Origin of the sequence: Pseudomonas sp. UBA4617 (assembly GCF_002386445.1) — a bacterium.
GTDB lineage: Bacteria > Pseudomonadota > Gammaproteobacteria > Pseudomonadales > Pseudomonadaceae > Aquipseudomonas.
This window is the reverse complement of sequence record NZ_DGIR01000009.1, coordinates 121,439-144,971: the sequence shown is the minus strand read 5'-3', so window position 1 is coordinate 144,971 and position 23,533 is coordinate 121,439. Positions and strand designations below refer to the sequence as shown.

The following is a 23,533-nucleotide window of genomic DNA, read 5'->3' as shown; positions in this document are numbered from 1 at the left end:
AGCTGGCAGGAGCAATCACCGTGGTCAAACGCACTCTTGTTGGAATGATTAAGGCTGGAGAGCCGCTGATCCAGCAGGCCATCGTCGCCATGCGGGAGTACCACCAAGCCCAGGACAATGGCGCGCCGCCTGAAGAGGTCGAGCGCCTACGCCTGTTGGCGGATTCGCTTTACCAAGCGGTTATCGATTACCAGTTAATCCAAGCAGGGCGGGCACCGTCTACCATTCAATGATGGCCTTCTCAGGATGGAACCCCGATGAAGTGTAAGCCGCCGATCCTTTACCCTGACCATCCCATGTATACCGACGCCGTGCAGGCATGGAAGCGTCACCATGAAGCGAAGGCCTCGGGAGCCCCAGCGGAAGAGGTGGAGCGTCTGCGGATGATTGCCGAGTCACAGAGCCAGGCCGTCACCGACTACCAGCTTAAAGCGTTAGGCGGCCCTGCTGGTCCGATTCACTAATCGGTTCGATCAGCTCGGCGCCCTGGTTGCGCACATTGCCAACGGCCGTGTTAACCCGGTACCACTCAAAGGCCCCGGCCGGTTCGCCCAGGTTGAGCGCCATTTGCTCTGCCTGCTCCTTTGCCGTACCTGCCGCCATCCATTCACGCGCAAGACCTGGCGACAATACGACAGGCCGGCGATCGTGCACATCTACCATCCCGCCCTGGGCATCGGCAGTGATGATGACGAACCCATCATTCTCGCCTCCTGTGAACTGGCCGATGCTGGCGCATAGGGCAGGGTGCCCATCTCGGCGCCGGACGTAGTACGGCTGCTTCTTCGGTCCGCCTTCGTCCACCCATTCATACCAGCCGTCGATGGGCGTAATGGCCCGATGGGGCCAGATCGAGCGGAAGAAAGGGCCATGCGCAACTTTCTCGACCCGGGCATTGATCGGCGCAGCACGGTCGGTCGCCCAATGCGGTCGCCATCCCCACCTCACCAGGTCCGCCCGAGGGCCTGCCTCATCCACCCGCAGCACTGCCACCGGCGTGGTCGGCGCGACGTTGTACCGGCCAAGCGGCTGGTCGCCGACGTTGTTCCGCCATGCCTCGGGCAGGCTCAGGGTTTCAACGAAGTCGTGTATGCCTCGGTACTGGCTCAGCCTTCCACACATGCGCGGCCCTCCTGCCTGAGCAAACAAGCATAGTCCGCCGAGTGGTACTGGCGCGTTTGCGTTTCCTGATGCTGAAATACTGTATCCATATACAGTATTCGGTGCAGCATGTACTTCCTCCTCGTTCGCCGCCGCGTGAATGGCGTGGCCATCCCTTCCGATCAGCTCAAGAAAATCCAGCCTCTGCGGGCCGACATCCACATCGGCGACCACTACAGCGAGCCGCTGGGTCGGGAGTCGACCCAGGCCTGGGTGTTCAACCCGACACCCAGCGATGACATCGTCCCACGCCTGCACGATGCCAGGGTCAACGGAATGGCTCAGCTCGGGATGAACATAAATGGCGTTGAGGAGATTGACGGCGTGCTGTATGCGCAGTCGTGGTGGTGCCGGGCGGTAGGCGAGTATGGCAACTGACCTCCCGCAGGCCTGGGTGGCTGAATTGGACGATCAGGTCGCCTTGGTCGAAGATCCCGATGGCCGAGCGGCGGTGCTCAGCGAGATGGCCTATGCTGCGCACCGGCGGCAGGAGATCGACGAGGGTGACCTGGTGGACATGCTGGAACTGGCCGAGGCGGCAAGGCTGTGGGCGCTGCAGGAGCAGGAATGATCCCGGCGCGGACGACCTAACTTTTTGGTGGAAGCACCATATCGGCCCAGGTCTGCATCATCTCTCTGCGCTGCTCTATATAGGTGGCGTGGTTATACACATCACGGATGGCGCTGCTGTCGGCGTGGGCCAGCTGACGCTCGATCCAGTCCTTGTTATATCCGCGGCTGTTCATCTCCGTGGAAAATAGGTGCCGGAACCCGTGGGGTGACTGCCTGCCGGTATAGCCGCAACGGTCCAGCAGGTTTACCGCGTAGTTGATGCCGATCGGCCGAACGGCATCAGTTCGGTTCGGGAACACGTATTTCAGGTTGCCGGATATCGGCAGCATCAAGCGCAGGATCTCTACCGCCTGGCGCGACAGCGGTACTACTTGATCGCGGCGCATCTTCATCTTGCTGGCAGGGATTGACCAGGTCGCTGTGTCGAGGTCGATTTCCGCCCACTCGGCTTTGCGCACCTCAGCCGGACGGCAGGCGGTGAGTATCAGCAGCTTGGTGGCGCACTGAAGTTGAAGTCCTGACTGGCTTTCCTCAATGGCCTTGATGATGTTCGGCATTTCCGAGAAGGCGAGGAACGGCCGATTTTTGTGCGGAGCCATTTTCTCAGTGACAGTGTGCATTTCCGCCGTGGGGTTGTTCTCGATCATGCCGGTGGCGATCGCATACCGGAAAACCTGACCCATCCACTGCCTGGTCTTGACGGCGGTGGTCACCGAGCCGCGGCGCTCAATGCGGCGAATCAGCGTGATTACGTCGGACCGTTTGATCGAATCGATCTGGCGCAGCCCGAACGCCGGCAGTACATCCAGCTCCATCGCATTCGAGATGATCTTGACCGTCGATTCGGTCAGGCTTCCCTTCCTGAATTCCAGCCACTCGTCGTAGACGCGGCGGAATGTCCTCTCCTGAGCGCCAAGGCGCTCTGTCCTCTTCACCCTCCTTGATTCGCGCGGATCTATACCTTGCGCAACCTCTTCGCGCGCCTCATCTCTCCGCGCACGGGCCTCCTTCAAACCTATTTCTGGGTATGTGCCAAGCGAAATCCTGGCCTGCTTGCCGAGCCATGTGAACCGGAAATGCCAACTCTTCACGCCGGTTTCGGCGACGTACAGCGTGAGCCCGAGCGAGTCTGCAAGGGTGTAGCCCTTTTCCCGGGGCTTGGCCTGCCTGGCCGCGGTGTCCGTGAGCGCCACTAGTACATTGCCTCTCGCTGTGTGTTGGATGTACTGGATGATGTACTACGTTTTCGGGATTGGGAAGGTACAGAATGGTACGCGGCGATACGCCAATGACGCCGCATTCAGGGCGTCATGGCTGTTTGTGGTATCGCTCGGTTTTCGGCGGGAATCCACTGTGGAATCCTTGAAGATTTCCACGCTGTCGTAACTCTGTATGAATCAAGAATGCGCGCAGTCTACCAGCATGGTCGCTACAAGGCTCGCAGGCGTTCGTGCAACCGCCCGGTGGTGATCAGTTCCAGCAACTCGTCGCCCAGGCGCTGGCTTTCGGCAATCGCCTTGTACCAGTAACGCTTGCGGCTTGGAGCGTCCCCCATGAAGCGCTTGAAGTCGTTACGGTCTGGCAGCTTGCCATAGGGCAGGGCGGCCAGGTATTGCGGCGAGGGTGTCATCAGCAGCACGTTCTGCAGGCGCGTGGCGTCGCCCTTGCGCCACGGCAGGGCCTTGTCGAACCAGCCGGGTACCACCTTATCGGTGAAGTGCGGGTACAGCACCAGGTCGTCGCCGCGGTAGGGCAGGTCGAGGTGGTAATCGAGCAGGCCGCCGTCGCGGTAGGTGCCGGTGCCCGCGCCAGGAATGTCCCTGACCCCTTGCATGACCAGCGGAATCGAGCCTGAGGCGAGCAGGGCGTGGCGCAGGTTGGTCAGGTCTAGTGGCAGGCAGCGCGAGGGGAAGTCGGTAAGTGACTCGAGCGGCGGGGTGGCGCGGCCATCGTGCAGAATGATGCGCTCGAAATGACGGGCCAGCCGTGCCCGGCCAAGCAGGTTGCTGGCCACCACCGAGCCCAGGCCAAGGCCCAGGCGGCCGCGGTGATCATGGGCGAGGTGGCCATGGCTTTTCACCACCAGGATGTTGAGGCGATAGTTCGGGTTGGCCAGCAACTCGCCGTCGCGGCCTTGCAACAGGTCATCGAGCATGCGCTGGCAACTGCGGCTGATCTCGGCGGGTGTGACGCCCTTGGCAAAATCCTGCTCGGTGTACAGTTCGCCCAGGCGACGGATACCCGCGACCGGGTCGTCGAGGCAGGCGCTGGCAAAGCGCCAGGCACCAATCGAAGCACCGATCAGGGCGCGCTGACGGGGCGCAGACGGCAGCCATTCCCCGAACAATGCCAGGTCCAGGCCCTGGATGCCTAGCGGCTTCGGCCCACCCGCCGCGCCCGGCAGCACGCCGACGTCAGCTGCCTGCAAGCCGCGCTCGCGAATCTGCCGCAGGGCACGCTGGCCGGCCTTGAAGGTAAGGGCGGGATACTTGACCTGGATGGCGCTCATGACGGGTCTCTTGTGCGGTGATTGGGCATTATAGGGACGCTGCCGGGTCGCTGTGCAGGTCGACAAGCCGCTGGCCCATTGACCTGCGCTATCATGCCGGCAATTGTTTTCAGGTTGAATTAAGGACTGCTGGGTAATCTTAACCCCGTAGACAACTTGTACAGTTCTCAGGAGAGAAGAACGATGAAAACCTTGACTGCCCTGTTCACCGCCGCCGCCCTCGCCGTGGGCGCCAACGCCGCCTTTGCCAAGGACGTGCAGCCCGACGAAGTCGTCAAACTGGTCAATGCCAAGACCATCAAGTCGCTGGATGAGCTCAAGGCTGCCGCCGTGGCCAAGCACCCCGGCGCCACTGTTACCGACTCGGAGCTCGAAGACGAATACGGTCGCTACATCTACAAGGTCGAGCTGCGTGATACGCAGAATGTCGAGTGGGACGTCGATCTGGACGCCAAGACCGGAGAAGTCCTGAAGGACGCGCGGGACAACTGATGATCCACCTACCGCGGTCGGCACGCTACCTTGCGCTGACGCTGCTGGCCACATGCTCGCTGGCCATAGCCCGCGACCTTGACCAGGACGAAGCCCTGGAGTTGCGCCAGAAGGGCATCATCCTGCCGCTCGAGCACCTGCTGGAAGCCGCCCTGGGGCGTCACCCCGGGGCGCGCCTGCTGGAGGCCGAACTGGAAGAAGATGATGATCGCTACGAATATGAGGTCGAGTTGCTGACGACCGAAGGTGTGGTGCGCGAGATCAAGCTCGATGCCAGCACCGGTACCCTGCTCAAGGACGAGGAAGACGACTGAATGCGCCTGTTGCTAGTCGAAGATAATGTCCCGCTCGCGGACGAACTGACCAGCGGCCTGCAACGCCAAGGCTATGCTGTCGATTGGCTGGCCGATGGCCGCGACGCCGTGTACCAGGGCCAGAGCGAACCTTACGACCTGATCATCCTTGACCTTGGCTTGCCAGGCTTGCCGGGCCTTGAAGTGTTGGCCCAATGGCGCGCTGCCGGGCTGGCCACGCCGGTGCTGATCCTCACCGCGCGCGGCTCGTGGGCCGAGCGTATCGAAGGCTTGAAGGCCGGGGCTGACGATTACCTGAGCAAACCCTTTCATCCTGAAGAACTGCAACTGCGAATCCAGGCTCTGCTGCGTCGTGCCCGTGGGCTGGCCAACCAGCCGACGCTGGAAGCGGCCGGCCTGCAGTTGGATGAAAGCCGCCAGTGCGTGATCCGTGATGGCGTGGAAATTCAGCTGACAGCCGCCGAGTTCCGCCTGTTGCGCTACTTCATGCTGCATCCGCAGCAGATCCTGTCCAAGAGCCATCTGGCCGAACACCTTTACGACGGTGAGACCGAGCGCGATTCCAACGTGCTGGAAGTGCACGTCAACCACTTGCGGCGCAAGCTGGGTCGCAGTGTCATCGAGACCCGTCGCGGGCAAGGTTACATCTATGCCGGGAGCGCGGCGTGAAGTCGATCCAGGCGCGCCTGAGCCTGGGCCTGGTGGCGGTACTGGTGGTGGTCGGCCTGGTGCTGGCACAACTGACCTTGTGGCTATTCGAGGCCGGCCTGCAGCGCTACCTGGAAAATGGCCTGCGCAAGGAAAGCGAAAACCTGCTGGTGGCGCTGGTGCGCGGGCCTTCGGGCCTGCAACTGGATGAGCGGCGTATCTCGGCGGCTTACCAGCGGCCATTTTCCGGTTATTACTTCCGCATCGATTTCGATAAAGGCACCTGGCGCTCTCGCTCGCTGTGGGACCTGGACATGCCCAAACCTGCGACGCCGGGGCTTTCCGACAGCCACGCGCTGGGGCCCGAAGGCCAGCAGTTGCTGGCCCTGCGCGCCGACTACCGGCGCCTGGGCCAGGACATCTCGATCAGCGTGGCGCAGGATTATTCGCCGGTACGCGAAGGGTTCCGGCGCATGCAGCAGATCGGCCTGGGCATGGGCCTGGTGGCACTGATCCTGGTGCTGGTGTTGCAGCGCATCACCGTGACCCGCTCGCTGCGGCCGCTGGAGCGGGCGCGCCAGCAGATTGCCCAGTTGCAGCAGGGCCAGCGCTCACAGCTGGACGCCCGAGTGCCCAGCGAACTGGCGCCGTTGGTGGGGCAGGTCAACCATTTGTTGACGCATACCGAAGACAGCCTGCGCCGTTCGCGCAATGCACTGGGCAACCTTGGCCATGCGCTGAAGACACCGCTGGCGGTGCTGCTGAGCCTGGCTTCCAGCGAGCGCCTGAACGACTTGCCCGAGGTCCGTGCGCAGATGCGCGAGCAACTGGAGCAGATCCAGCAACGCTTGGCACGCGAGCTGAACCGGGCGCGGCTGGCGGGTGACGCGCTGCCAGGTGCGCAGTTCGATTGTGACGCCGAATTGCCGGGGCTGCTGGGGACGCTGGGCATGATCCATGGCGAGGGCTTGTTGCTGGCCAGCGATGTGCCGCCCGGGCTTTTGCTGCCATGGGACCGCGAGGATGTCCTCGAATTGCTCGGCAACCTGCTCGACAATGCCTGCAAGTGGGCCGACAGCGAGGTGCGCCTGGGCGTTGCGGCGGATGCCGAGGGCTACCAGCTGTGGGTCGATGATGATGGCCCGGGTATTCCCGAGGAACAGCGGCAACAAGTGCTGGAACGTGGTTCGCGGCTGGACGAGCAGGTTGACGGGCATGGCCTGGGGCTTGGCATCGTACGCGATATCGTTGAAGCCTGGGGCGGGCGCCTGGCGCTGCTGGAGAGCCCGCTGGGTGGGTTGCGGGTCAGCATCGACCTGCCGCGCAAGGCTCGATAATGCCGGGCCGCAAAGCGGCCCCCAGTATCACTAATGCAAAAAAATTGCAGTGCACCGGCATTTTTTTGCATTAGTCCAATCTGGTCCCGCCCGGCACAATCCCGTGCACGAAACTCAGGCCACCGCTGCCGGGTTTTCTTTCCAACCAGAAAAAAAGATCCTGATTACCTAAATGTCTGCCTCGCGTTCCGAAAGTCGTCTGCAGCGGCTGTTGCCTGCGCCGCTGAATATTCCCCCTAGAGAATGGTTGCGTGCCGCTATCGGCGCGTTGCTCGGCCTGTTCCTCGCCGGCTGGCTGACCAGCATGGCCTTCGGCACTGGCATCGCCTTGCACCTGCTCGGTCCGCTGGCGGCATCGGCGGTGCTGGTGTTCGCCGTGCATTCCGGCCCGTTGGCCCAGCCCTGGCCGGTGCTGGGCAGCTACGCCGTGGCCGGCGTGGTCGGCTTGGCCATGCGCCAGAGCTTCGGCGCCGAGTTGTGGGTGGCCGCCGCTGCCTTGGGTATCTCGATCCTGGTGATGTGCCTGCTGCGCTGCCTGCACCCCCCGGGTGGCGGCGTGGCGGTGAGCGCGGTGCTGGCCGACTCGGGGCTGAGCGCCATGGGCGATCGGCTGCTGGAGCCGGTATTGCTCAATGCACTGATCCTGGTGGCAGTTGCGGTCCTCTACAACCGCCTGACGGGCGTGTGCTACCCGAAAGGCGCCGCGCCACGCAAGGACCTGCACCATACCCATGACCCGCTGCCCAGCGAGCGGGTCGGCATCCGTGGTGAAGACCTGGATCAGGCGCTGGGTGAACTGGGCGAGTTCGTCGACGTCACCCGTGACGAACTGGAACGCATCATCCTGGCCACCGAACAGCACGCCCTGCAACGCAGCCTCGGCGGTATCACCGCAGCCTCGGTCATGTCCCGCGATGTTCAGTTCGCCTCGCCCGAAACCACTCTGGAGCAGGCCTGGCGGATGCTGGCCAGCCATCACCTGAAAACCCTGCCGGTGCTGCAGCACGGCAAGCTGGTAGGTATCGTCAGCCTCAGCGACCTGGTCGGCCCGGCCATGCTGCGGGGCCGTTTCAGTTGGCGTGGCTTGTTCAGCCGCAAGGCGATACGCATGGCACAGGTAATGAGCCGTCGGGTCATCAGCGTCAGCAGCCAGCACCCGCTGGAGCGGTTGCTGCCGTTGCTGTGCGAGCAGGGCCTGCATTGTCTGCCGGTGGTCGATGGCGACCAGTTGGTGGGGGTGATCACCCAGACCGACCTGATCGCCGGCCTCAAGCGCCAGTTGCTCAGCCGCACAGAGGGTTCAGGCCAGCGGGTCCCAGCGTTGTGACCAGTCGCTGCTGCCGGCGGCTATCAGCCTGCGGAGGATGGCAAAAGCCTGTTGCAGGGCGTCGCTGTCGCGTTTGCGCGGGTACACCAGAAAGGTGGGGTAGGTGAACTCCGGCGCTTGCGGTACCCGCTCGAACACTCCGCTGTCCAGGTAGGCTTGCACCACCCGCGTGCGGAAGTAACCACTGCCGCCCTGGTCGAGAATGAACTGCAATGCCAGCGGGCCCAGGTTGAAACTCAGCGCCGGGCGCGCGCAGTCGGGCAGGGCGGCATCGTGCTGGCGGCGGAAGGCCTCGCCCCAGTCGATGTAGATGTACGGGTCTGGCCGCTCGACCCGGCGCACGCGAATCAGCTTTTCTTCCATCAACTGCTCCACCTGCAGGCCCGGGCCGTAGGTCGGCTGGTAGACCAGCGCGGCATCCAGCAGGCCCATTTCGACCTTGCGCAGCAGCGCGTCACCATCGCTCACCTCGCTACGGATGGCATGGCTGGGGAGCTCGCGGTGCAGGGCGCTGACCCAGTCGAGCAGCATCGGGTTGCCCAGGCTGACCTCGCCGCCGACATGCAGCACTTGCTGGCAACCTTGCGGCAGTGGCAGGTCGCGGCGTGCGGCTTCCCAGGTCTGTACCAGCTGGTTGGCATAACTGACGAACGCCTCGCCGTCACTGGTGAGGCTGGCGCCGCTGCGGCTGCGCACGAACAGTTGGCAACCCAGTTGCTGTTCCAGGCGCTGCACCCGCGCGGTAATCGCCGTCTGCGACACGAACAGGCGCTCGGCGGCGGCAACCAGACTGCCGCAACGCACGATTTCCAGAAAGGTTCGGGCCTGGTCTATATCCATGAGCTGCTCGCCGGTAAAAGGGGTGGCCTATTCTAGAGGCTTCGCACCGTCATGGGGCGCTTTTGCGCTGTCTGCAAATTTGCAGGTCGGTTGTGACGTTAGTCCCATGGCGGTGGCGGTGTAGCGGTCCATACTCAGGTTTCGCCCTTCAATAACAACAAATACCGGGTTTCCCTCGATATGAGCTACCAGCACAGTTACGCCCACTCCATTACCGACCCTGCCGCATTCTGGGCTGAACAGGCCGCGCACCTGGCCTGGTACCGCAAGCCTGCCCTGACCTTGCAGGACAATGCCGACGGTACCCACCGCTGGTTCGCCGATGGCCGCCTGAACAGCTGCTACCTGGCCCTCGATCATCAGATCGAGCAGGGTCGGGGCGAGCAACTGGCGCTGATCTACGATTCGCCGGTGACCGGCGTGCAGCAGGCCTATACCTACCATCAGTTGCGCGACGAGGTGGCACGCCTGGCCGGTTTGCTGCGCCAACTGGGGGTGAACAAGGGCGACGGGGTGATCATCTACATGCCCATGGTGCCGCAGGCGGCCATGGCCATGCTGGCCTGTGCGCGGATCGGTGCGGTGCACTCGGTGGTGTTCGGTGGCTTTGCCGCCAACGAACTGGCCTTGCGCATCGACGACGCCCGGCCAACGTTGCTGCTGACGGCATCCTGCGGGCTGGAGTTCGACCGGGTGATCGCCTACAAGCCGCTGGTCGACCGCGCCCTGCAACTGGCCCGGCACCAGCCGCGCAACGTGCTGGTCCTGCAACGGCCACAAGCCCACGCCGAACTGCAAGCGGGGCGTGACCTGGACTGGCAGAAGGCCTTGGCAAGCGCCGATCCGGTGCCGCCAGTCGAGCTGGATGCGGGCGACCCGCTGTACATCATGTACACCTCGGGTACCACCGGCAAACCCAAGGGCATCGTGCGTGAAAACGGCGGCAACGCCGTGGCGCTGTGCTACGCCATGCGCCACATCTACGGCATGCAGGCGGGCGACGTGTGGTGGGGCATTTCCGATGTCGGCTGGGTGGTCGGCCATTCGCTGATCGTCTATGGGCCGCTGATGGGTGGCTGCACCACGGTGTTCTACGAAGGCAAGCCGATCCGCACCCCGGACGCTGCGGCCTACTGGCGGGTAGTGGAGCAATACCAGGTCAATGCCCTGTTCTGTGCGCCCACCGCCATGCGCGCCATCCGCAAGGAAGACCCGGACGGCGCGCTGATCCGCAAGCACGACCTGAGTTCGCTGCGCCAGTTGTTCCTGGCGGGTGAGAAACTCGATTCCAGCACCCACGAGTGGCTGGAGCGGGTCACTGGCAAGCCGGTGCACGACCATTGGTGGCAGACCGAGACCGGCTGGCCGGTCACCGCACCCTGCGTCGGGCTGGAGGGCAGCGCGGCAAAGCCGGGGTCCAGCAACCGCGCGGTGCCGGGCTACCATGTGCAGGTGCTGGATGACGAGGGCCATTTGCTGGGGCCGAACCACCAGGGTTCAATCGTCATTGCCTTGCCGCTGCCTCCCGGGTGCAGCCAGACGCTGTGGGGCGATCACGAACGTTACCTGCAGGCTTACCTGCGCACCTACCCGGGGTACTACCACACCGGCGATGGTGGTTATCTGGACGACGAAGGTTTTGTCTACATCATGGGCCGCACCGATGACGTGATCAACGTGTCCGGGCACCGGCTGTCCACCGGCGAGATGGAGGACCTGGTGGCGCGTCATCCGGCAGTGGCCGAGTGCGCTGTAATTGGCGTGCATGACGAGATCAAGGGGCAGGTGCCACTGGCCCTGGTGGTGCTCAAGGATGGCGAGGGCATCGCCGAGGCGCAGTTGCTGGTGGAGCTGGTGGGTAGCGTGCGCGAAGAGATTGGTGCATTGGCCTGCTTCAACCGGGTACGTCTGGTGAAGCGGCTGCCCAAGACCCGCTCGGGGAAAATCCTGCGGGCCGTGCTGCGCAAGATTGCCGACGGGCAGGACTACGTGCCGCCTTCGACCCTGGATGACCCGGCGGTGCTCGGGGAGATCGAAGCGGTGCTGGCGGACTTGCCCAGGGCTGGGTGAGCAGCGCCCGCGTCGCGCCAGCTGCTGATGAGCCCGCTCCTGAAGCGGGTTCATCAGCGGCTGACGCGCTCGAGGGCTACAGTGGGTAGCGGGCCACGAACTTCTCCCCCCTCAACTCGATGACCTGCTGGCCGCTGTGAGCAAGAATCAGCAGGGCCTTGCTTTCTGGGTAATCTGGTGTGACCAACCAGCCTTCCTCACCGAATGAGGTATCTACCTTGCCGTTTGCGTCCAATCGAACGATTGCCGTTGGCAGATCTTCGAGCGGGTACGTGTGCGCGCAGCCGACCAGAATACCGCTGTCATGCGCAATGACAGCGAATGCCTTCGTCCGGTCAAACTCCGGGCGGTTGAAAATCACGGCTTGGCCATCGTTGAAACTCGGGTCGACACTGCCGTCCAGTTTCAGGCGAAGCACAAAACCACGTTCGCCGGCGCCACCTACCAGATAAAGCCTGTCATGGGCTTGCACTGCAGAATGAACGGCGATATGAGCAATGTCCGGATGGCCTGGCAGGCGTTTGACAATCCACACACCCTGCTGTGCAAAGCCAGGGACGACTGCACCATGCTTGTCGCAGGCGCCGACCCAAGCCTGCACATCATCACCCCCCACCCGATGACTGCCGCAGTAATAGAAGCCGGCGTGTTCCGTCCCCTCGTATCTGGCGACGACTTCGAGGGTGAAAAGGTTCCGGCCCTCCCAGGTAAAGAACCTACGCATCCCGACGTTATTGAACGATGTATCCAGGTTCCCTTGCAGATCAAATTGGGCCAGCCCGGAGTTCACGGCTTGGCGCAGTTTGCCATCTGCAAACTGCGGAACGCTGCCTGCATATCCCTCGGCGCCTTCCTGACGAGGGGAAACACCCTCTTCGATCGGGTAAGCCACCAGCTTGAAACCGTGATCGCCGAATGTCAGGTCCAGCACGCCTGAAGTTTTGTTCAGGCGGAAAATAGCGAAGTGTTCATTGAGTCGAAGCGCAACGCTACACACCAGGTGATCGCCGTTTTCAACGAAGCATAGCCATGACGCAGGTTCTGACGGCATCCTGATCCGTACGGTGCCATGTTCGCCAAACGCCTCGACGGCCGCGCCATCGCGCGTGAGCTTGGTCAGCACCATCGTGGGTTCACCCGAGTCATCTACAGAAGCTTTGGAGCTATAGTAGTAGCCACCCACCAGATAGGGCGGGCGGTTGATGAGTTCGGTCGGCTCATCTTCCGGCAGCGGAAGATCAATGCGGGCCCACAGGGCCGGGTTGCTTGACATGAGAGGCACCTCCACAGGTATGGATGTGCATTAGAAGCTGCTTCAGAAGATCGGTCAGCTGGTAGAACTGGCAGTTGACAGCTTGGAGAAACTTGTTGGATGAGGCTCGTCTGGCGCGAGCTGATGCAACTGCCCCAACCGGCTGCGCGTGCGCATCAAGTCGGCAAGCGCCCCGTTCAGGCTCTCTGCCAGCGGCCGTTTACCAAGCACTACCACCTGCCGGTCCTGGTCATACAGCACATCCACCAGGTTGACCAGGCGCTGTTGAGCCGCCAATGAGCATTCCGAAAGATCGTCCAGCCCGTCGATGATCCACTCATCGTATCGCTCGGCCAGCACCAGGTAGTCGATGACCGCCGTGGCGTTCTCGCACAGGTCTTCAAAGGCAAACAGCACCCGTCGGCCATCGCTGGCCAGCGCGCGCAACGGGCGCTTGTTCACTTCCAGCATTACCGGTTGTTGGTGTGGAACCCTGAGCGCCTGGCGTTGTGCCGCCGTACCTGGCCAGGCATAGCAGCCGCGAGTGAAACGTTGATGTTCGCGGTTGGCCGGCAGGCTGCGGAAATCGGTGTCGCCACCCACCTCAAGCACGTCCATCGAGCTGTTGATCAGGCGGATCACCGGCAGGAAGCGCTCATGGTACAACGGGTTGGGCAGCAGCCCTTCAGGCGCATAGTTGGACGTTACCAGCAACCACACGCCGCGGCTGAACAGGGCCTTGAACAAGCGCGTGAGCAACATGGCATCGCCAATGTCGTGGACGTGGAATTCGTCGAAGCACAGCACCCGGCAGCCGCCCAGCAGTTCGTCGAGGGTCGCACCCAGCGCATCATCCAGCGCGCGGTGGCGGTGCATGCCCTGGTGGAGTCGGGCAAAGAAGTCATGGAAATGCAGGCGCTGTTTTGCCGCTATCGGCACGGCCTGGAAGAAACCATCGAGCAGCCAGCTCTTGCCGCGCCCCACCGGCCCGTACAGGTACAGGCTGCGCGCTTGGCCTTGTTCGAGCTGTGCCAGTTGCCCGGCCATGCATTGGATCACCCGGCGTTGGCCGTCGCTGAGCTGATAACCGCGGCTGCGTGCCTTGTCTTCGAACCAGCCGAGCAGTTCGCTCGGCCGGGCGGTGCCACGCAGGCGCAGGCCGAGCTGGCGTAGCAGGGTAGGGATCCAGGCAGGCAAGGCAACGCTCCTTGGGCGACGGCGGGGTAGCATGCAGCTTGCCCGAGGGCGGCCAATTTGACTAATACAGAAAGTGCCCGGCAATGATCGCCTGGCGAGATAGGTCGGCCCTGCAGGCGTACAGTGAAGGGCATGACCGATACCGAGGAGGGCCGAGCATGCACGCCGACTATGATCTGGAGCGCTTCGTCGAGGCGCAGAACCGGGTGTATGACCAGGTGATCCAGGAGCTGCTGGCCGGACACAAGCGCAGCCACTGGATGTGGTATGTGTTTCCGCAACTCGGTGGCCTGGGCCGCAGCGCCATGGCCGAGCGTTATGCCCTGGCCGGGGTCGACGAAGCGCGGGCCTACCTCGCTCACCCGCTGCTCGGACCGCGCCTGCAAGCTTGCTTGTGCGCGCTGCTGCAACATAGCGACAAGAGTGCCAGGGCAGTGCTGGGCAGCCCCGATGACCTCAAGCTGCGTTCGTGCCTGACCCTGTTCGCCCGGGCGGCGCCCGACAACCCGTTGTTCCAGCGGGCGCTGGTGCAGTTCTATGACGGCGAGCCAGACCCCCTTACGTTGACCGCCTTGACGGGTTAGTTCAGGGCTTGCGCTCCAGTTGGCGCTCGATCATGTATTTCACGGCCAGCCGGCGTTCCTTGAGGTGACGCAGGTCTTCGTCCTCGAAGTTGCCGGCCGAGATCGACTCGGCGGCAAGCACCTGGTTGTCGATATCCATGTACTCATCGAGCAGCCGGTCCAGCGCCTTGTCCTGCTGGCGGCGCTGCTGGACGATTTCACGTGGGTAGTGCAGGTCCTGGTAAAGATCGTGAGAAACGGGCATGGGAGTCCTCCATGGTCGATGCAGTTGTCTCATCTGATTGGAAGGGAGGAATGCCATTGTGTTGAAGCGAGGCGGGCGGAAAGCGACGGACGGTAACTGGGTAAAACGCGAAAATGACTAACTCGCTGTTTTCTGGCAATTTTTTTTCATCAGGGGGTTCACAGACCGAAAGTTTGTTGTTAAAGTGCCGCGCATTCCAAGACAACAACCCGGTTGTCACTCAGTTGGAATTGTCAGGGCAGCAAATGCTGCATCCGATACAGGGGCGTCGCCAAGCGGTAAGGCAGCAGGTTTTGATCCTGCCATGCGTTGGTTCGAATCCAGCCGCCCCTGCCATTTTCCAGCTTCAAACGTATCTTGGTCCGGTGCTTGAACAGTAAGCGCTGGGCTTTGCCGTATCTGTCTTTTGCATTTCCTTGTGGGCGTGACCTTGCGTCGCGGTGGGCTGCGCAGCGCCAGGATTCAGATGTGGCGCAAAATGCCAAGGGGGCTGCTGCGCAGCCCATCGCGACACAAGGACACGCCTATACGGCCCGGGTCGTCAGCATTTCGTTCAGCACCCGGGCCAGTTCATCGGCCTGTACCGGCTTCTGGATCACCAGGCTGCCCGGCAGCTCCAGCCCCTGCAACTCCGCATAACCGGTCAGCAACACCACCGGCAGGCGTGGATAACGTTCGCGTGCCGCCAGGGCCAGTTGTGCGCCGTTGAATTCGGGCATGGCGAAATCGCTCAGCAGCAGGTCGATCTGGTCGTCCAGCAAGGCCAGCGCCTGTTCGCCGCTGTGCGCCTGGCGCACCTGGTAGCCATACTGGCGTAGCACATCGCCGAGCATGTCGCGCACCAGGTGGTCATCGTCCACCAGCAATACCGTGTGGTTGTTGCCGCTTGCGCTGATCGAGTGACTGAGCAACGACGGCAGCGGCTCACTTTCGGCTTCATCCTGGACCGCTGGCAGGTATACCGCCACCTGGGTACCACGCCCGGGCGCGGTGTCGATGTGCACGCCGCCCCCGGATTGTTTGGCGAAGCCGAACACCTGCGCCAGGCCCAGGCCTGAGCCTTTGCCGATGTCCTTGGTGGTGAAGAACGGTTCGAACACCTTTGCCAGCACCTCTTCGCTCATGCCACAACCGGTGTCGCGGATGCTCAGCACCACGTACTCACCCGGCTCCGGGTCTTCCGGGCGCTGCGGGCGGGTGTCGATGCGGGTGTTACGGGTCGACAGGGTCAGTTGGCCGCCGTCAGGCATGGCGTCGCGGGCATTGATCGCCAGGTTGAGGATGATCATTTCGGTCTGGGTCGGGTCGGTCAGTGCCCGCCACAGGCTTGGCTCCAGGTCCAGGCGCACCGAGACATTGCCGCCCAGGGTACGACGCAACAACTCCTCCAGGCCGGCCAAGGTGCGGTTGAGGTTCAGCGGCACCGGCTCCAGGCGCTGGCGGCGGGAGAATGCCAGCAACTGCGAGGTCAGCTTGGCGCCGCGTTCACCGGCTTCGCGGATGTGCGTGAGGCGACTGCGGGCCTTGTCCAGATCGCCCTTGGCCAGGTCGCGTTCGAGGAAGCTGGCACCGGTCAGGATCACTGTCAGCAGGTTGTTGAAGTCGTGGGCCACGCCAGCGGTCAGCTGGCCGACCGCCTCCAGGCGCTGCATCTGTTGCAGCGCTGCCTCGATGCGTTCGCGTTCGTCGATCTGCTCGCGCAGGCGCGCGTTGGCTTCGGCCAGGCTCATGGCGGCCTCGCGTTCGCTGGTGATGTCGCGTGCCACCACGTACAGCAAGGTGTCTTCCGGCACCACCACCCACGACAACCAGCGATGCTGGCCGCCGGCATGCAAGACGCGCCCGACGAAGCGGGCGCTGGTACGGCCATGGGCGAGGGCGGCGAGTTCGGTGAGCAGCAGCTCCTGGTCGGGCTCGGGCAGCAGGTGCAGCAGCGAGGACTGGCTCAGGCGCTCGCGGGAAAAGCCCAGGCTGGCCTCCCAGGCGGGGTTCAGCGCGACCGGGGTCAGGTCCTTGTTGAGCACTGCCAGCAAGTCCTGTGAAAGTTCCCAGGCGCGGTCGCGCTCACGGGTACGACGCTCGACCCGTTCCCCGAGCATCTCGTTGAGCTGGCGCAGTGCCTGGGTGGCCAGGCGCTGGGTATGGATGTCCTGCAGCACGCCGGAGAAGCGTACGCACTGGCCGTCGACGAACTGGCTCTGGCCACTGCTGAGCAACCAGCGCGGCTCCTGGCCATGAGGCTGGGCGATGCGAAATTCCACCCGATACTGGCCGCCGCTTTCCGGGCGCATGGCGCGCTCCACCGCCTCGCGCACCAGCGGCAGGTCGTCGGGGTAGATGCCAGCATAGAACACGTCCAGGGTCATTTCAGTGCTGGTGGGCAGGCCGAACAGGGTCTTGCAGCGGTCGTCCCACAACAACAGGCCCTCTTGCGGGCGCATGTCCCAGGTGCCCATGCCGGCCGCGTCGATGGCAAAGCGCGCCCGTGCCTCGACATCGGCCAGGGCTTCTTCGGCGCGGCGCCGGCGCTGACGTTCCTGCACCTCGGTCAGGGCGCGACGCACCGCCTTGGGCAGCAGTGGCAGGTTCTTCTTCAGCACGTAGTCGGTGGCACCCAGGCGGATCATCTCCACCGCATGCTCTTCGCCATAAATGCCGGAAAGGAAGATGAACGGAACGTCCGGGGCCAGGCGCTGGGCGATGGCCAGTACTTCGGTGCCGGACGAGCCCGGTAGCACGCAGTCGCACAGGATCAGGTCGTAGCGGCCTTCGTGCAGGGCGTGCTCCACGCCGACATGGTCGAACACCAGTTGCGCCTGCACGTGCAGCCCACTGCGCTCCAGGCGCATCAGGGTCAGCTCGGCATCCATCGAGCTGTCTTCGACCATCAGCAGTTTCAGCGGCGTTGGCTGCATCGTTGCGGCGGCCTCAGTTGCTGCCGCGCCGGTTCAGGCGCAGCGAGCCGGGTGGGGGTTCGTTGAGTACTGCCCAGAAAATTCCCAGGTCGGAGATGGCGGCGACGAATTCCTTGAATTCCACCGGCTTGACCACATAGGCGTTCACCCCCAATTCATAGGCACGCAACAGGTCGGGCTCTTCGCGCGACGACGTCAGCATGACTGTAGGGATGCTGCGCAGTTCGGCGGTGGCGCGTACTTCCTTGAGCACTTCCAGGCCGTCGACCTTCGGCAGTTTCAGGTCCAGCAACAGCACGGCGGGGTTGCCATCGTCACGATCGGCGTGGGCATTGCGGCGCAGCAGATAGTCCAGTGCCTCGGCACCGTCACGCAGCACGATGACTTCGTTGGCCAACTGGCTGCGCTCCAGCGCCAGAAGGGTAAGCTCCAGGTCGCGTGGATTGTCTTCGACCAGCAGGATGGGTTTGAGCATGATGGTAGCGGTGCCTCAGGTTGTCGCGGGGTGGCGCGGGAGGGTGAAGTGGAACGTGGCGCCCTGGTCGACCTTGCCGTGGGCCCAGACCCGGCCGTCATGACGTTCGATAATGCGCCGCACGCTCGCCAGGCCGATCCCGGTGCCTTCGAAATCTTCCATGCGGTGCAGGCGCTGGAACACGCCGAACAGCTTGTTGGCGTAGGCCATGTCGAAGCCCACGCCGTTGTCGCGAATACACACCTCGATTTCGTCCGGATGCTGCACGGCGCTGATGCCAATGCGCGCCGGGGTGCGGCCACGCGTATATTTGATAGCGTTGGCCAGCAGGTTGTGCAAGGCCAGATTGATGAAGGCCGGGTCACCGATCACCTTGGGCAACGGGGCGATGTCCCAGACGATTTCACGGCCTTCGTAGTCGGGTGCCAGCTCACTGCGAATGGCTTCGACCAGCGCGTTGAGGTCGACGTCCGCCAGGCGCAGGGCGGAGCGGCCCATCTGCGAGAAGTTGAGCAGGTTATCCACCAGGCTGCCGGCAAAGTGTGCGGCTTCGTGGATGTGATGCAGGAAGCGTTTGCCACGCTCGCTCAGGCTCTGCTCCTCGATTTCGGCGAGCAGTTCGGTATAGCCGGCAATATGCCGCAACGGTGCACGCAGGTCGTGCGATACGCTGTAGGAAAAGGCTTCAAGCTCCTTGTTCGAGCGGCGCAGTTCGCCGGCCAGCTGCGCCAGCTCCTCGGCCTTGCGCAGGACGATGCCGAGCACGGCGGTGCGCAGTTCCAGCACGCCTTCGATGACCAGTGGGTGCCAGGGCTCGCAGTAGCCGCGCAGCTGTTCCTGCCAACGTTCGAAACTGTGGCGCGGGTCGAGGTTGCCCTGCGGGCCGACCTGCTTGGTCGGTTGCCCGGCCCAGTTTACCGTGCGCACCTGCTCGGGGCGGAACCACAGCAGGTAGTGCGAATGGATCTGCGAAATGGCTACCGCCAGCACACCACCGGCGTGGGCGGCGAGCTCGGGCAGTTCCTCGATGTCGCGCTGCAGGTTGTCGCTGTAAAAGACGGTCTCTTCGCCCCGTTGCGTCAGCCAGTGCACCAGCGCGGTGACTTGCGCGGCGGGCGGGGTCTTGCCGATCAGGTCGCAACGTTCGGCCGAGATGACCGCAGCGCCCTGGGCACCTGCGAAGGCCAGCAACACGTCTGGCAAATCGCGCAGGCCGTCGCTGACACTGTCATGGTCGGCCATGGAGGAAATCATGCGCACGATGTGCTGGCGCAACTGCAGCAGCTGACGCGTGTTGGCGTGCGACTCGCGTGACTCGATCTGCAACGACAGCACGCTGGCGAGCAGTTCGCAGGCGGTGCGGGTGCGCAGGTCCACCGGGCGCGGTTGCTGGTGGTGGCAGGAGATCAGCCCCCACAATTGCCCATCGACCACAATCGACAGCGACATCGAGGCCAGGGTGCCCATGTTGCGCATGTATTGCAGGTGCACCGGCGATACGCTGCGCAGCGCGGCAAAGCTCAGGTCCAGTGGCTTGCCCGTGCGCGGGTTGGCAGCAGGCAGCAGCGGCGAGGGCTGGTAGTTGGCGTCCTCGATCACGCGGATGCGGTTGACCCGGTACAGCTCGCGCGCCTGGCGTGGAATATCGGCGGCCGGGAAGCATAGGCCCAGGTAGCTGGGATAGCCCGGGTCGGCCTCTTCGGCCAGCACCTGGCCGTTGCCTTCAGCGTCGAAACGGTAGGCCTTGACCCGGCCAAAGCCAGTGATGCGCTTGAGTTGCACAACGGTTTGCTGCAGCAGTTCGTCAATGCTGGCGGCCTGGTGCAGGCGACCGACGAAGCTGCGCACCAGCGGGTAGTAATCGCCCTGTGCGGCAAGGTCGTCTGGCAGCCGTGGGGGCTCGAATTCGGCAATCAGGACCTGGTCGTGACGGTGTGTCAGCAGGTGCAGTATCCGGCTGTACGGTGCGCCCTGGCGCAGTTGCACGTCACCGATATGGAACGGAAACGCTTCGTCCTCGGGCTGGCGGGCCAGGTGCAGACGCAGGTCGAAGTCAGCGCTGACCAGCTCTGCAAAGCTGCAACCGATGATTTCCCGGGCGGGTAAGCCCAGCCACTGCTCGACATTTTCACTGGCCTGGAGCACGCGCAGATCGGCTTCGTCCAGCACCAGCAGGAACCCGTGGGGCTGGATGCTGCCAGGCAGCTGGATCGGCTCCTGGGCACAGCGTTCAAGGGCCTGGGTGAGCGTGCTGTCTGCAGTCATCGATGAAACGCTCCTGTCATGTCTGTCCATGCGTGCCGTATGTGTCTGGTGCAGGATAAGAGTGCTTCACCCTAACAGATTATCGGCACCAGTGCCGGCCTTGAGCATTGGAGGCCTGAAGTCGCGGTGGGTTCGGCGCCAGGCCGGGTGTTTTTAGCGTGGACCTATCGCTTTGTTGCTAACACAAAAAAATGGCCGTATGCCACCTCCGTGATGTCAACTCGCTGCTACGCTCAGGTCTGCACACATCGACAAGGATAATCAACGTGACGGAACGCTTCCTGCCCGCGTTGCTGGGCCTGATGGTGAGCACCAGCACCACGGCGGCGGACTTCCTGGTGGAGGTACGCGTGCTGGTGCAGCGCGGCTGCATGCTGGTCGGCCAACCGCGCGACGCCGGCGCCCAGGCGCTGGGGCTTGTCGACCTGGGTGCGGCCGCACGCCTCGACGGCCCTGGTGCGCCGCTAAGTGGTGTGCTGTTGAGCCAGCGCCCGCCGCGCCTGGAATGCAATCCGCACACCCCGTATCAGGTGCGCGTCGACGGCGGCCAGCATGGCGGCATCGGCGAGCTGCGTTTTCTGGCCAGCGAAGATGACAAGGCCCGGCCGATCCCTTACCGGCTTTACCGCGATGCCGCCTGGCGCGAACCGTTGGCAGTGGATGTAGCCCATTCGGCGCGGGTGCCGGACAGCGGCTCGGTCGAGCTGCCGTTGTACGCGCGCATCGACAAGCTGGCCTGGGTACCGCAGGCAGGCAGGTATGCCGACCTGCTCAAAATCACGCTCACCTGGTAGGGCTGCCGCCATGCACAGGAACTCGACGGCCATCAGCCGAACCTCGATCCTGCTACTTGGCCTGGGCCCGTTGCTGGTGCCCAGCGGTGCGGCGCATGGCACCAGCTCCGGCTTCATCCAGGCGCGCCTGGTGATCAGCACGGCCTGTCAGGTCAGCAGCAACGGCACGCAAGCGACCCTGGTGGGCAACCCCGGAGTGCTGGATTTCGGCGAGCGGGGCCTTGGCTGGGACCAGCCGCTGCGCAGCCGGGTCGAGGACCTGGGTGGCCAGGGTAGCCTGCAGATCAGCTGCACCCCTGACGTCCGCGCGTTCAACGTGCGCATCAACGGCGGCCTGAATGGCAGCGATGGCATACGGCGGCTGAGCAACGGCCGCGAACTGATTCCCTATCAACTGGCTATCGACCCGGGTGGCAACAGCCGCTACGGCATCGGTCAGGCGCGTGCCTTCACCATCAGCGGCGCCCACCAGGTGCCGATCCCTATTTACGGTGTGGTGGTGGCGCAGCCGCGTGCCCTGCCGGCCGGGCTGTACCGTGACACCCTGAGAGTGACCCTGGACTGGTAACACCGATTAGGAGACGCCGATGCGATCGAACCTTTCATGCTGCATCCTTGCCGGCCTGGGTCTGGCGCTGGCCTTCCAGGCCCATGCCGCCACGACCGGGAACATCAACTCGACGCTGACCCTGACCGCGGCATGCCAGGTCAATGGCAGCTCGGGCACCTCGGGGATGAACTTCGGTAGCTTGAATTTCGGCACGCAGGATGCCCTGTTCACCACGGCCGGCGCCCAGGTAATCGGCGGTGGCGGAGGGGCGATGAGCGTGCTGTGTTCGGCCGGTACGATACCGGTGATCCGCGTACGGGCTGGCCTCAACGACGGCCAGTCGACCGGGGGCACGCGGGCGCTGGCCGATGGCGCCGGCAATTACGTGCCTTACGACTTCTACACCGATGCCGGGCATTCGCAGCTGCTGGCCATCGACGGCACCATCACCTTGCCGACCAGCTCCGGCGTGGCCCAGACCGTCAACCTGTACGGCCAGGCACGTGGCAAGGCGGGCCTGCCGGCCGGGGTGTACACCGACACGGTGTCTGTCGAGCTGTCGTTCTGAGCCATGCGCAGCTGGCTGGCGGGTGGGCTGACCTGCCTTGGCGTGCTGCTGGCTGCGCCGCTGGATGCGGCGACCACAAGCAGCTTTGCGGTGACTGCGCAGATCGTCGCAGGGTGCCTGGTGGTGGGGGGTGTCAGCAGCTTCGGAACGCTTGACTATGGCTCGCAGTCGGCGCTGGCCAGCGGGGCTGTCGGCACCTCGCTGGGTGGCTCTACGGTGACCTTCCAGTGCACTCCGGGGGTGGCCTTGAACATGAGCGTGGATGGCGGGCAGAACAGTGCCAGCGGTACGCGCAATCTCAAGCGCACCGGTGGCACCCAGGTGTTGGCATACCAGTTGTACCAGGATGCGGCCTACAGCCAGAACCTGGGGATCGGCCAGAACGTCGCCGTGAACTACAGCGACCCGACGGCGATCAGGCTGCCGGTGTACGGTCGGGTTCAGCTGACCGGTACGCTGCCGGCCGGGACCTACACGGATGTGGTGCAGGTGACGGTGAGCTGGTGAGCACGTCGGCATCGACGACCAGTATTCAAGGAGAGATTCATGGGGGCAGGCGCGAAGTGGGCGCGTAGGTGGGTCGGAGCGTTGTGGCTGGCGAGCCTGCCGGCCGGGGCGGCAACCTCGGTGCTGATCTGGCCGATTGATCCGGTGCTGGAAGCTGATCAGAAAGCCGGCGCGCTGTGGCTGGAAAACCGCGGCACCACGGCGGCCAACCTTCAGGTGCGGGTGTTTGCCTGGCGTCAGGATGGCTATCAGGAGCAGTTCCAGGCGCAGCGCGAGATCATCGGCAGCCCGCCAGTGGCCAGCATCGCTCCCGGGCAGAGGCAATTGATCCGCCTGACCCGCACCGCGCCCTCGCCAGTCGGCCAGGAGCAGGCCTACCGCATCATCATTGACGAAATCCCGCCGGCCATCCCGGTCGACAAGGCCGAGCCTGGCACTACTGCAGCGATCCGCCTGCAGATGCGCTATTCGGTACCGCTGTTCGTCTACGGCGAAGGCCTGTGGGGCAGGGCCGACCCTGAGGGCAAGCGCACTGCCGAGGGCATTGGCAAGCCGCAACTCAGCTGGCGTGCGGTGACCGTCCAGGGCAAGCCCTATGTGGAACTGCGCAATACCGGCCCGGTGCACGCCCGCCTGACCGATGTGGTGGTGCAGCAGGGGAGCCAGAGCAAGGCATTGGCAGAGGGCCTGTTGGGCTATGTACTGCCGGGGGCCAGCATGCGCTGGCCGGCGCCGCTGGCTGCCCATGCAGGCAGTGTGTTGAAAGGGCGGGTGAACGGCCAGAGCAGCGCGGACGCCATCCGCCAAGGCCAATGAGCCAGCGCCTGAATGCCGCTTGTGGGCCAGGGAGGACCCGGCAATGGCAGGAATCCGTGTGTGAGGTGGCTGACGATGGTGCCCTGCTGGAGCCT

Annotated in this window: 26 protein-coding genes and 1 tRNA gene; 17 read left to right on the top strand and 10 right to left on the bottom strand. The window is 63.8% G+C overall.

The features are described from left to right. The first annotated feature begins 20 nt into the window (after nucleotides 1-20). Both B4L76_RS02905 and B4L76_RS02900 read left to right on the top strand, forming a co-directional pair. Nucleotides 21-233: a hypothetical protein gene (locus B4L76_RS02905; RefSeq protein WP_296230387.1), complete on the top strand. Its 213-nt coding sequence runs from the start codon at nucleotides 21-23 to the stop codon at nucleotides 231-233. A 24-nt stretch (nucleotides 234-257) separates the two neighbouring features. Continuing rightward, complete coding sequence (locus B4L76_RS02900) at nucleotides 258-464, top strand: hypothetical protein (RefSeq protein ID WP_296230385.1); 207 nt, start codon at nucleotides 258-260, stop codon at nucleotides 462-464. On the opposite strand, the gene B4L76_RS02895 is transcribed toward B4L76_RS02900, so the two are convergent. Next, the gene (locus B4L76_RS02895; protein ID WP_296230384.1) at nucleotides 427-1,122 is read right to left on the bottom strand and encodes an SOS response-associated peptidase; all 696 of its coding nucleotides are present in this window, start codon (nucleotides 1,120-1,122) and stop codon (nucleotides 427-429) included. The two genes, B4L76_RS02900 and B4L76_RS02895, sit on opposite strands and share 38 nt — an antisense overlap. A gap of 108 nt (nucleotides 1,123-1,230) precedes the next feature. Between B4L76_RS02895 and B4L76_RS02890 the strand changes: the two genes are divergently transcribed. Next, nucleotides 1,231-1,539 (top strand): hypothetical protein, encoded by a 309-nt coding sequence (locus B4L76_RS02890; RefSeq protein WP_296230383.1) that lies wholly within the window; start codon nucleotides 1,231-1,233, stop codon nucleotides 1,537-1,539. Then, nucleotides 1,529-1,732 carry a hypothetical protein gene (locus B4L76_RS02885; protein ID WP_296230382.1) on the top strand — a complete coding sequence of 68 codons (204 nt, stop codon included), beginning with the start codon at nucleotides 1,529-1,531 and terminating at the stop codon, nucleotides 1,730-1,732. Before B4L76_RS02890 ends, B4L76_RS02885 begins: the two co-directional genes overlap by 11 nt. 16 nt (nucleotides 1,733-1,748) lie before the next feature. Here B4L76_RS02885 and B4L76_RS02880 read toward each other — a convergent pair whose 3' ends face one another. Further along, nucleotides 1,749-2,927 (bottom strand): tyrosine-type recombinase/integrase, encoded by a 1,179-nt coding sequence (locus tag B4L76_RS02880; protein ID WP_296230381.1) that lies wholly within the window; start codon nucleotides 2,925-2,927, stop codon nucleotides 1,749-1,751. A 236-nt stretch (nucleotides 2,928-3,163) separates the two neighbouring features. Continuing rightward, nucleotides 3,164-4,243 (bottom strand): patatin-like phospholipase family protein, encoded by a 1,080-nt coding sequence (locus B4L76_RS02875; protein ID WP_296230380.1) that lies wholly within the window; start codon nucleotides 4,241-4,243, stop codon nucleotides 3,164-3,166. 183 nt (nucleotides 4,244-4,426) lie between these two features. On the opposite strand from B4L76_RS02875, the gene B4L76_RS02870 reads away from it, so the two are divergent. The 5 genes from B4L76_RS02870 to B4L76_RS02850 all read left to right on the top strand — a co-directional run bounded on the left by B4L76_RS02870 (nucleotide 4,427) and on the right by B4L76_RS02850 (nucleotide 8,361). Next, the gene (locus B4L76_RS02870) at nucleotides 4,427-4,735 is read left to right on the top strand and encodes a PepSY domain-containing protein (protein WP_296230379.1); all 309 of its coding nucleotides are present in this window, start codon (nucleotides 4,427-4,429) and stop codon (nucleotides 4,733-4,735) included. After that, nucleotides 4,735-5,049: a PepSY domain-containing protein gene (locus B4L76_RS02865; RefSeq protein ID WP_296230378.1), complete on the top strand. Its 315-nt coding sequence runs from the start codon at nucleotides 4,735-4,737 to the stop codon at nucleotides 5,047-5,049. Before B4L76_RS02870 ends, B4L76_RS02865 begins: the two co-directional genes overlap by 1 nt. Further along, a complete protein-coding gene (locus B4L76_RS02860) occupies nucleotides 5,050-5,718 on the top strand; it encodes a response regulator transcription factor (protein WP_296230377.1) in 669 nt (222 codons plus the stop codon). Then, nucleotides 5,715-7,034: a sensor histidine kinase gene (locus B4L76_RS02855; protein WP_296230375.1), complete on the top strand. Its 1,320-nt coding sequence runs from the start codon at nucleotides 5,715-5,717 to the stop codon at nucleotides 7,032-7,034. Before B4L76_RS02860 ends, B4L76_RS02855 begins: the two co-directional genes overlap by 4 nt. Nucleotides 7,035-7,206: 172 nt before the next feature. Then, nucleotides 7,207-8,361 carry an HPP family protein gene (locus B4L76_RS02850; protein ID WP_296230373.1) on the top strand — a complete coding sequence of 385 codons (1,155 nt, stop codon included), beginning with the start codon at nucleotides 7,207-7,209 and terminating at the stop codon, nucleotides 8,359-8,361. Here the strand turns inward: B4L76_RS02850 and B4L76_RS02845 are convergent. Beyond that, nucleotides 8,335-9,201 (bottom strand): LysR family transcriptional regulator, encoded by an 867-nt coding sequence (locus B4L76_RS02845; RefSeq protein WP_296230372.1) that lies wholly within the window; start codon nucleotides 9,199-9,201, stop codon nucleotides 8,335-8,337. The genes B4L76_RS02850 and B4L76_RS02845 overlap by 27 nt on opposite strands. 180 nt (nucleotides 9,202-9,381) lie before the next feature. On the opposite strand from B4L76_RS02845, the gene B4L76_RS02840 reads away from it, so the two are divergent. Further along, nucleotides 9,382-11,271, top strand: a complete 1,890-nt coding sequence (locus B4L76_RS02840; RefSeq protein WP_296230370.1) for a propionyl-CoA synthetase — start codon at nucleotides 9,382-9,384, stop codon at nucleotides 11,269-11,271. Between the two features lie 76 nt (nucleotides 11,272-11,347). Here B4L76_RS02840 and B4L76_RS02835 read toward each other — a convergent pair whose 3' ends face one another. Next, nucleotides 11,348-12,544: a hypothetical protein gene (locus B4L76_RS02835; RefSeq protein ID WP_296230368.1), complete on the bottom strand. Its 1,197-nt coding sequence runs from the start codon at nucleotides 12,542-12,544 to the stop codon at nucleotides 11,348-11,350. A 54-nt stretch (nucleotides 12,545-12,598) separates the two neighbouring features. Beyond that, nucleotides 12,599-13,720 carry a cell division protein ZapE gene (gene zapE / locus B4L76_RS02830; protein WP_296230366.1) on the bottom strand — a complete coding sequence of 374 codons (1,122 nt, stop codon included), beginning with the start codon at nucleotides 13,718-13,720 and terminating at the stop codon, nucleotides 12,599-12,601. A 158-nt stretch (nucleotides 13,721-13,878) separates the two neighbouring features. Between zapE and B4L76_RS02825 the strand changes: the two genes are divergently transcribed. Further along, on the top strand, nucleotides 13,879-14,304 hold the full coding sequence (locus tag B4L76_RS02825) for a DUF1810 domain-containing protein (RefSeq protein ID WP_296230365.1): 426 nt from the start codon (nucleotides 13,879-13,881) through the stop codon (nucleotides 14,302-14,304). 1 nt (nucleotide 14,305) lies between these two features. Here B4L76_RS02825 and B4L76_RS02820 read toward each other — a convergent pair whose 3' ends face one another. Further along, nucleotides 14,306-14,548 (bottom strand): hypothetical protein, encoded by a 243-nt coding sequence (locus B4L76_RS02820; protein WP_170029248.1) that lies wholly within the window; start codon nucleotides 14,546-14,548, stop codon nucleotides 14,306-14,308. 261 nt (nucleotides 14,549-14,809) lie between these two features. Here B4L76_RS02820 and B4L76_RS02815 point away from each other — a divergent pair. Continuing rightward, nucleotides 14,810-14,884 (top strand) — tRNA-Gln (locus tag B4L76_RS02815). Nucleotides 14,885-15,072: 188 nt separating this feature from the next. Here the strand turns inward: B4L76_RS02815 and B4L76_RS02810 are convergent. From B4L76_RS02810 to B4L76_RS02800, 3 genes are read right to left on the bottom strand one after another with little or no spacing between them, the layout of a single operon-like run. Beyond that, nucleotides 15,073-17,463, bottom strand: a complete 2,391-nt coding sequence (locus B4L76_RS02810) for a response regulator (RefSeq protein ID WP_296230364.1) — start codon at nucleotides 17,461-17,463, stop codon at nucleotides 15,073-15,075. A gap of 13 nt (nucleotides 17,464-17,476) precedes the next feature. Then, nucleotides 17,477-17,938, bottom strand: a complete 462-nt coding sequence (locus tag B4L76_RS02805) for a response regulator (RefSeq protein ID WP_296230362.1) — start codon at nucleotides 17,936-17,938, stop codon at nucleotides 17,477-17,479. 15 nt (nucleotides 17,939-17,953) lie between these two features. After that, nucleotides 17,954-20,203 (bottom strand): ATP-binding protein, encoded by a 2,250-nt coding sequence (locus B4L76_RS02800; RefSeq protein WP_296230361.1) that lies wholly within the window; start codon nucleotides 20,201-20,203, stop codon nucleotides 17,954-17,956. Between the two features lie 266 nt (nucleotides 20,204-20,469). Between B4L76_RS02800 and B4L76_RS02795 the strand changes: the two genes are divergently transcribed. Genes B4L76_RS02795 through B4L76_RS02775 form a run of 5 tightly spaced genes read left to right on the top strand, consistent with a single transcriptional unit; the run spans nucleotide 20,470 to nucleotide 23,438 of the window. Then, entirely contained in the window at nucleotides 20,470-20,997 is a 528-nt protein-coding gene (locus tag B4L76_RS02795; RefSeq protein WP_296230359.1) for a Csu type fimbrial protein, read from the top strand. A gap of 31 nt (nucleotides 20,998-21,028) precedes the next feature. After that, nucleotides 21,029-21,565: a Csu type fimbrial protein gene (locus B4L76_RS02790; protein ID WP_296230495.1), complete on the top strand. Its 537-nt coding sequence runs from the start codon at nucleotides 21,029-21,031 to the stop codon at nucleotides 21,563-21,565. 19 nt (nucleotides 21,566-21,584) lie between these two features. Further along, on the top strand, nucleotides 21,585-22,115 hold the full coding sequence (locus B4L76_RS02785) for a Csu type fimbrial protein (RefSeq protein ID WP_296230357.1): 531 nt from the start codon (nucleotides 21,585-21,587) through the stop codon (nucleotides 22,113-22,115). A 3-nt stretch (nucleotides 22,116-22,118) separates the two neighbouring features. After that, nucleotides 22,119-22,622 carry a Csu type fimbrial protein gene (locus tag B4L76_RS02780; RefSeq protein WP_296230355.1) on the top strand — a complete coding sequence of 168 codons (504 nt, stop codon included), beginning with the start codon at nucleotides 22,119-22,121 and terminating at the stop codon, nucleotides 22,620-22,622. Nucleotides 22,623-22,661: 39 nt separating this feature from the next. Next, the gene (locus tag B4L76_RS02775; protein ID WP_296230354.1) at nucleotides 22,662-23,438 is read left to right on the top strand and encodes a fimbrial biogenesis chaperone; all 777 of its coding nucleotides are present in this window, start codon (nucleotides 22,662-22,664) and stop codon (nucleotides 23,436-23,438) included. Nucleotides 23,439-23,533 lie beyond the last annotated feature (95 nt).

Bases quoted from the DNA above. Each gene is read 5' to 3' on its own strand.
- B4L76_RS02900 (WP_296230385.1), top strand. From the start codon at position 258: ATGAAGTGTAAGCCGCCGATCCTTTACCCTGACCATCCCATGTATACC.
- B4L76_RS02895 (WP_296230384.1), bottom strand. From the start codon at position 1,122: ATGTGTGGAAGGCTGAGCCAGTACCGAGGCATACACGACTTCGTTGAA.
- B4L76_RS02890 (WP_296230383.1), top strand. From the start codon at position 1,231: ATGTACTTCCTCCTCGTTCGCCGCCGCGTGAATGGCGTGGCCATCCCT.
- B4L76_RS02885 (WP_296230382.1), top strand. From the start codon at position 1,529: ATGGCAACTGACCTCCCGCAGGCCTGGGTGGCTGAATTGGACGATCAG.
- B4L76_RS02875 (WP_296230380.1), bottom strand. From the start codon at position 4,243: ATGAGCGCCATCCAGGTCAAGTATCCCGCCCTTACCTTCAAGGCCGGC.
- B4L76_RS02870 (WP_296230379.1), top strand. From the start codon at position 4,427: ATGAAAACCTTGACTGCCCTGTTCACCGCCGCCGCCCTCGCCGTGGGC.
- B4L76_RS02865 (WP_296230378.1), top strand. From the start codon at position 4,735: ATGATCCACCTACCGCGGTCGGCACGCTACCTTGCGCTGACGCTGCTG.
- B4L76_RS02860 (WP_296230377.1), top strand. From the start codon at position 5,050: ATGCGCCTGTTGCTAGTCGAAGATAATGTCCCGCTCGCGGACGAACTG.
- B4L76_RS02850 (WP_296230373.1), top strand. From the start codon at position 7,207: ATGTCTGCCTCGCGTTCCGAAAGTCGTCTGCAGCGGCTGTTGCCTGCG.
- B4L76_RS02845 (WP_296230372.1), bottom strand. From the start codon at position 9,201: ATGGATATAGACCAGGCCCGAACCTTTCTGGAAATCGTGCGTTGCGGC.
- B4L76_RS02840 (WP_296230370.1), top strand. From the start codon at position 9,382: ATGAGCTACCAGCACAGTTACGCCCACTCCATTACCGACCCTGCCGCA.
- B4L76_RS02835 (WP_296230368.1), bottom strand. From the start codon at position 12,544: ATGTCAAGCAACCCGGCCCTGTGGGCCCGCATTGATCTTCCGCTGCCG.
- B4L76_RS02825 (WP_296230365.1), top strand. From the start codon at position 13,879: ATGCACGCCGACTATGATCTGGAGCGCTTCGTCGAGGCGCAGAACCGG.
- B4L76_RS02820 (WP_170029248.1), bottom strand. From the start codon at position 14,548: ATGCCCGTTTCTCACGATCTTTACCAGGACCTGCACTACCCACGTGAA.
- B4L76_RS02810 (WP_296230364.1), bottom strand. From the start codon at position 17,463: ATGCAGCCAACGCCGCTGAAACTGCTGATGGTCGAAGACAGCTCGATG.
- B4L76_RS02805 (WP_296230362.1), bottom strand. From the start codon at position 17,938: ATGCTCAAACCCATCCTGCTGGTCGAAGACAATCCACGCGACCTGGAG.
- B4L76_RS02800 (WP_296230361.1), bottom strand. From the start codon at position 20,203: ATGACTGCAGACAGCACGCTCACCCAGGCCCTTGAACGCTGTGCCCAG.
- B4L76_RS02785 (WP_296230357.1), top strand. From the start codon at position 21,585: ATGCGATCGAACCTTTCATGCTGCATCCTTGCCGGCCTGGGTCTGGCG.
- B4L76_RS02780 (WP_296230355.1), top strand. From the start codon at position 22,119: ATGCGCAGCTGGCTGGCGGGTGGGCTGACCTGCCTTGGCGTGCTGCTG.
- B4L76_RS02775 (WP_296230354.1), top strand. From the start codon at position 22,662: ATGGGGGCAGGCGCGAAGTGGGCGCGTAGGTGGGTCGGAGCGTTGTGG.